The 5,622-nt window shown below is 35.5% G+C and carries 7 protein-coding genes; 5 read left to right on the top strand and 2 right to left on the bottom strand.

Annotated elements, in window-relative coordinates; genetic code table 11:
• Positions 1–99 precede the first annotated feature (99 nt).
• The 4 genes from AOG54_RS00480 to AOG54_RS00495 all read left to right on the top strand — a co-directional run bounded on the left by AOG54_RS00480 (position 100) and on the right by AOG54_RS00495 (position 2,922).
• The gene (locus tag AOG54_RS00480; RefSeq protein ID WP_054964251.1) at positions 100–819 is read left to right on the top strand and encodes a DUF92 domain-containing protein; all 720 of its coding nucleotides are present in this window, start codon (positions 100–102) and stop codon (positions 817–819) included.
• Between the two features lie 80 nt (positions 820–899).
• A complete protein-coding gene (locus AOG54_RS00485; RefSeq protein ID WP_048101480.1) occupies positions 900–1,247 on the top strand; it encodes a DsrE family protein in 348 nt (115 codons plus the stop codon).
• A 48-nt stretch (positions 1,248–1,295) separates the two neighbouring features.
• The gene (locus AOG54_RS00490) at positions 1,296–2,201 is read left to right on the top strand and encodes an ATP-binding cassette domain-containing protein (protein WP_048101481.1); all 906 of its coding nucleotides are present in this window, start codon (positions 1,296–1,298) and stop codon (positions 2,199–2,201) included.
• Entirely contained in the window at positions 2,185–2,922 is a 738-nt protein-coding gene (locus AOG54_RS00495) for an ABC transporter ATP-binding protein (RefSeq protein WP_048101482.1), read from the top strand. The genes AOG54_RS00490 and AOG54_RS00495 overlap by 17 nt, the downstream gene beginning before the upstream one ends.
• On the opposite strand, the gene AOG54_RS00500 is transcribed toward AOG54_RS00495, so the two are convergent.
• Complete coding sequence (locus AOG54_RS00500) at positions 2,919–4,484, bottom strand: APC family permease (RefSeq protein WP_055032254.1); 1,566 nt, start codon at positions 4,482–4,484, stop codon at positions 2,919–2,921. The genes AOG54_RS00495 and AOG54_RS00500 overlap by 4 nt on opposite strands.
• A gap of 79 nt (positions 4,485–4,563) precedes the next feature.
• Between AOG54_RS00500 and AOG54_RS00505 the strand changes: the two genes are divergently transcribed.
• Positions 4,564–4,887: a hypothetical protein gene (locus AOG54_RS00505; RefSeq protein ID WP_055032255.1), complete on the top strand. Its 324-nt coding sequence runs from the start codon at positions 4,564–4,566 to the stop codon at positions 4,885–4,887.
• Here the strand turns inward: AOG54_RS00505 and AOG54_RS00510 are convergent, their stop codons facing one another.
• Positions 4,888–5,544 (bottom strand): acetate uptake transporter, encoded by a 657-nt coding sequence (locus AOG54_RS00510; RefSeq protein ID WP_231563415.1) that lies wholly within the window; start codon positions 5,542–5,544, stop codon positions 4,888–4,890.
• Positions 5,545–5,622 lie beyond the last annotated feature (78 nt).

The raw sequence follows: 5,622 nt of genomic DNA on the forward strand, positions 1-5,622 counted from the left end.
AAATTTGCCAAAACAAAATTATTTATAAGCATATTGTATTGCATCTATGTTTTATGTGTCTGACAATAAATAAGTTTAAAAATAAAATCAAAACCGGTGATGATAATTAGCGTAGACTATATTGTCGCTGCAATATTAATCCTTTCGTCCCTCTTTGTTCTTTCACTTGTTTTCAACGTTTTTGATCTAAAGGGCACAATTGCAGCACTTATCGTCGGAATAATTATAACATTTGCGGGTTCAATTTACTGGCTTATTTTAATGCTTATATTTGCCGCCACTGCGTTTATGGCAACAAAATATAGGATACAACAAAAGGCAAAAATGAAGCTTCAGGAGGGGCGCGATGGGGAGCGCCATGCATCCAATGTTATATATGCCGCACTGATTGGGTTAATCATAGCAGTTTTTAACGTATTTAAGGTATACAATCTGCCCTATTTTGAACTCTTCAGCATATCATTTGCGTCGGTAAATGCAGATACATTCGCATCTGAGATAGGGGTTTTCGATAAGAATGTTAGATTAATAACAAACTTTAAAAAAATTGTGCCCGGCATTAATGGCGGGATTTCATTGCTGGGAGAGCTTGCGGCGGTTTTTGGTGCCTTTATTATTGCATTTTCTTATTCAGTTCTTAATTTTCATAATATAAATATTATAAGTATATTGATTATTACATTTTTAGGATTCCTTGGATGCCAGTTTGATAGCATACTTGGTGCGGTATTTGAAAATAAAAATAAAATGACCAAGGGGCAGGTCAATGCTGCCTCAACACTCATGGCGGTTTTCGTTGGGATACTGTTTAGTTTTTAATACATTGATATTTAATTGCCTGCATTTATATGATTTAAAAATGTAATAAAAATTTATTATCGATTAAACTATTACCATATATGGCTAAATTATTTGTTATATCAACAGCAGGAAAGGATGATATAAACAGGGCCAACATGGCCATGAATTTTGCATACAATGCAGTTAAGAATGCAGGCGCCACCGTTGCCTTTATGTTCCTGGGCCGTGGGGTGGAAACATTGTTAAAGGATTCAGGCGGTTCCAAACCAATGCTGGATATGATCAATAATATGAAGGAATTAAATATAGATGTTATGTACTGCAAGGTTTCTTTAAAGGGCCTCGGATTAAACCCCGAAATAATATTTGATGGGATAAGGGATGTTATGGGTGGTGTTGAAACAGCCAAAAGGGTTGATGAGGGCTATTCAGTTATAACATTCTAATTTTTAGTATAATACTAATATTTATATATACATTTACAATAATAATCCGTGCTTATTATTAAAAACCTATCCTCAGGTTATTATCAGGATAAAAAATACCATGAAGTTATAAAAGATATTAATCTCACTGTTGGGGAAAATGAAATAATAGGCATCCTCGGCCCAAATGGATCAGGTAAAACAACACTGTTAAGGGCCATAATGGGTGAAATTTATTCAAGCAGCGGTGATATAATATACAATGGTCAGAGCATATTTGAAAAGGGCAATTATTCAGAATTTAGAAATAATGCAATATATGTTAAGCAGGATTCATTTAACAGCCTTAAACCATTAAAGAGCATTAATTTCCAGATTGGTAAATTATATGACTGGAAATCATTTGATGAAAATTATGTTAAATCACTATTTTCTGAACTGTCACTTGACCCTGCAATACTTCAAATGAAGGCCTTACAGTTAAGTGATGGCATGCGCCACAGGGTTGTGATTGCCATGGCACTGCTAAAGGAACCAAAAATACTGATGCTGGACGAACCCACAACAGGCCTTGATTCAATATCCACATATAAGTTACTTAAAATTCTTAAGGAAATAAAAAAGAAAACGTCCATAATAATTTCAAGCAATGATGTCAATGCACTTTTTGAAATAGCAGATAGAATATACATAATGTATAACGGCATGGTTATAGAGGATGCAAACTTTAATGATTTGTTAAAATGCAGGTTCCATCCATACACTGATATGATTCTGAAATATGTTCCGTTGTATTCCAATAAAAATCTGGTTTACAGGCCGGTAAAAAATGATAGGCACGGTGGCTGCGTTTTTATAAATTCCTGTCCATACATAAATAATGAATGTGAAAACGATATACCGTATAAAAACATTAATGGTCATGGTTACCGCTGCATAAGATATCCTGGGTGGAAGGATGATAAAAATAATTAATTTAACAAAAAAATATAAAATTAAAACCGGGAATTTTAGATATTCCGATTTTTATGCCCTTGATAATATATCAACGATTTTTAAGGAAAATATTATAAATGGAATAACTGGTTCATCTGGTTCTGGAAAAACAACACTGGCAAATATAATATCTGGTTATGACAGGGATTATTCCGGTGAGGTTCTTTATGATAATTCCCAAGAGAAAAAATATGATTATATACGCTATGTGTTTCAGGACCCTTACATTTCATTAAATATGGTTAAGACAGTGGAATGGCACATAATGACCGCATCAGAATTAAACAATGTGGATATTGAAAGCTCAATAAAAAAATTTGAATCCACCAGGCTTGATTATGATGATTATAGATCAAAATATGTAAATACACTATCCGGTGGAGAAATGCAGAAACTTGCATTTACAATTGCAATTATTCCTGATCCAAAATATATAGTTCTGGATGAGGCTTTTTCAATGCTTGACCCCATTAATTTATTTTATATGCTCTCACTCTTAAAAAGCATAAGGAAAACCATTTCTGTAATTTATATAGACCATGATATAAACCGTGTGGCCTTCGCATCCGATTATATTTATATACTTAATAAAGGCAGAATCATTGAGGAAAATGATACTGATACTATCATGAATAAACCTGAAAATGAATATACAAAAAAATTAATAGAATACTCACCTGATTATAAAAAAAGAATTTAAATTTTGTTATGCTCCTCATCAACCAGGTTTACGGTCTTTCCCGCCCTCCTTGCAACATCAGGTTTTTTATATTTTATGTAAAATGCATAAATTACTGAAAATAATGTATAAACACCTATTATTATGATTGCATCTGTTATTGGGTACACTGGTGGCACCACTGATTCATAGAGAACAAAAAGGAATATGACGGTGGCAATTGCTGGAAATGCATAATGCTCTGTAAAGTGTTTTATTTTATCCAGTATATTTCCATGTTTTTCCTTTAATCTTCTGAACATTGTCATAACACTGGTATTTAAAAGGACGTGTGTAATAATTAATCCGGCAAGTGCCATGGTTGTTAAAAACTGGAAGGAATCGGTTAATGCATTAACAATAACCGGATCACTGGCCCTGCTCGTTAAAAGTGTGTATGGATTAACCCCGGCACCCATTGCAATTAAAAATGTCGATATAATTGCCATAACTGAGGATGAAACAGCCACAAATATAAGGGCCTTTGATGGAGTTACATATTTTTTATGTATATATGAAAAGAATTTTGGTATAATTCCGTCCCTGCCCATGGCAAAATACACTCTACCCGCATTGGCCTGCATTGCAACAGAATCAGAAAATGCAGAGTTAAATGCAACAAGAGAAAATAAAACACCGCCAACTATACCTGTGTATGCAGTTGCAACAATAATTCCAGGAATACCGCTGGATGAAAACGTTTGCATCATTGGTATCCCCCAGCCAACGATCTGAGCGTATGCAACCTCTGTCAATACAATACCAACTAGCAGAAGGCCAACTGTCAGTGCCCTTGTTATGGCCTTTGGGTTTGTGGCCTCCTCACCCAGAGGGGCTGATCCACCGTAGCCTATAAAACTTGTTAAACCAAATATCATGCCAAGGCCAACACCTGCTATAGGGCCACCCTCAGGTGCAAACCATGATGAGTACTGTGGCCACGCAAATGGATTAAATACATTGACTGTGTTATCAGGAGCCTTTATTATTATAATTGCAGATAATGTGGCAAGGAAAATCAACTCAAAAAATGATGCGTATTTTATGTATTTCATCTGTGGTCTGATTCCTATTATTGCTATCATTATGGGTATAATTATAAATGCAAGTATGAATGGTATCCATATCCATGCTGGCATGCCAATTCCAAGGAAATATTTAACAACGCCCGGCAGCACAACACCGGCAACGAAAACCGGAATTGCAGCGGTACTCACTATCTGGTACATCGGATACATTAATCCTGCACTTATTGCAGGAACAGGGCCAAATGCATTGGCAATATAACCGTAATACCCCCCTGCGCTGGCATGTCTTCTTGATAAATGATATAATGTATTTACCTCCAAAAACATGGTTAATGTTGCGATTATAAATGATAATGGTGTTAAAAAGAATGCGAAAATTGCCGAGGATACCACAAAGGCTATTGCATCACATGCTGGGGCCATTGCTGATATTTCCTCCGCTATGGCACCCCAGGTCCCAACCTGCCCTTTTTTTAGCCTGTTTTCATATTCTGTGGCTTTTTTATTATCATACATATAAAATTAGTATTACACTAACATATTTAAACATTTTTCATGGCAATAGATTTTTATTATTTATTATATTATAATGTTTATGTATGATGTATGGAACTCCCTATGTGCACTGGCAGTGCTTGAGGGGAAAATTGAGATAAGCAAAAATATTGACAATAAACCAGAGGAATCTGGAATATTCAGGAGATCTGTTGGAAAGATAAGGGGCCAGATACGTGATTACAGATCAGGCATATATAAGTCCACAATGGGAATCCATCTTGTTGAATTTACTGATCATTATGAGCTTCATGTTGATTCATATGACCCTCAAAAATATCCAGTGAGGCATTTAATTATTGACAGCCCTGATACGTTAATAAAAACCGGCATGCTGTTAAAAACAATAAAAAAAATTAAATGATTATTTTTTAAACCATGGAGAGCCAAGGGGAAGGGTTTTTTCCTTTATTGAATTGCTTATTATTGCAAAGCTTGTGTATACAGCGAAAAATGCGGTGATGAATCCAAATATTCCACCTATTCTGGTAAGTGTGGTATTTGAATAATATGCACCGAAACCAAGGGCCATGAATGCAAGCCACAGGAATAAAAATGTCATATTTAGGGCCAAATTTAGTCTCATTGCGTTTGCCCACATATAAAGTGTAAAAAGCCCCCATAGGATCAGGGCTATGCCAAGTGCATGCACAGAAATTGTTATAATTTTTAAATAGCTGAAGAAGACCAGAAGACCGTAAAAGAACCAGAATGAACCGTAGGATGTAAAGGCTGTGAAACCAAAGGTGTTCCCCCTGCGCATTTCAAATGCACCGGTTAGAAGCTGTGCAAATCCGCCATAGGAAAATGCCAGTGGCATAACAACAGATACTGCAGTGCCGGATAATATTCCGGCATTGACAAAACTCAATAAAAATGTTGTAAAACCAAAGGCTGCAAGTCCAAGGGGTGCAGGATCAGCAAGCAGGGACTTATTTATCTGATTAACCTCCATTGGATTGGACTCGGCAATTTTTATCATTGCCTTATTTTCATTATCAATTTCCTTTATATTTTCCATTAATTACCACTCTGTTTTTTTATTAGGTCCATTGCCATTTTGATTTCATCCACTGACGCCTCATTTTCCAGGGTGCTT

The organism is Acidiplasma aeolicum, assembly GCF_001402945.1.
In the GTDB taxonomy this organism is placed as follows: Archaea; Thermoplasmatota; Thermoplasmata; order Thermoplasmatales; family Thermoplasmataceae; genus Acidiplasma; species Acidiplasma aeolicum.

What these genes read in the sequence shown, in the direction of transcription:
- AOG54_RS00480 (WP_054964251.1), top strand. Translation starts at nt 100, where the DNA reads ATGATAATTAGCGTAGACTATATTGTCGCTGCAATATTAATCCTTTCG.
- AOG54_RS00485 (WP_048101480.1), top strand. Translation starts at nt 900, where the DNA reads ATGGCTAAATTATTTGTTATATCAACAGCAGGAAAGGATGATATAAAC.
- AOG54_RS00495 (WP_048101482.1), top strand. Translation starts at nt 2,185, where the DNA reads ATGATAAAAATAATTAATTTAACAAAAAAATATAAAATTAAAACCGGG.
- AOG54_RS00500 (WP_055032254.1), bottom strand. Translation starts at nt 4,484, where the DNA reads ATGTATGATAATAAAAAAGCCACAGAATATGAAAACAGGCTAAAAAAA.
- AOG54_RS00505 (WP_055032255.1), top strand. Translation starts at nt 4,564, where the DNA reads ATGTATGATGTATGGAACTCCCTATGTGCACTGGCAGTGCTTGAGGGG.
- AOG54_RS00510 (WP_231563415.1), bottom strand. Translation starts at nt 5,544, where the DNA reads ATGGAAAATATAAAGGAAATTGATAATGAAAATAAGGCAATGATAAAA.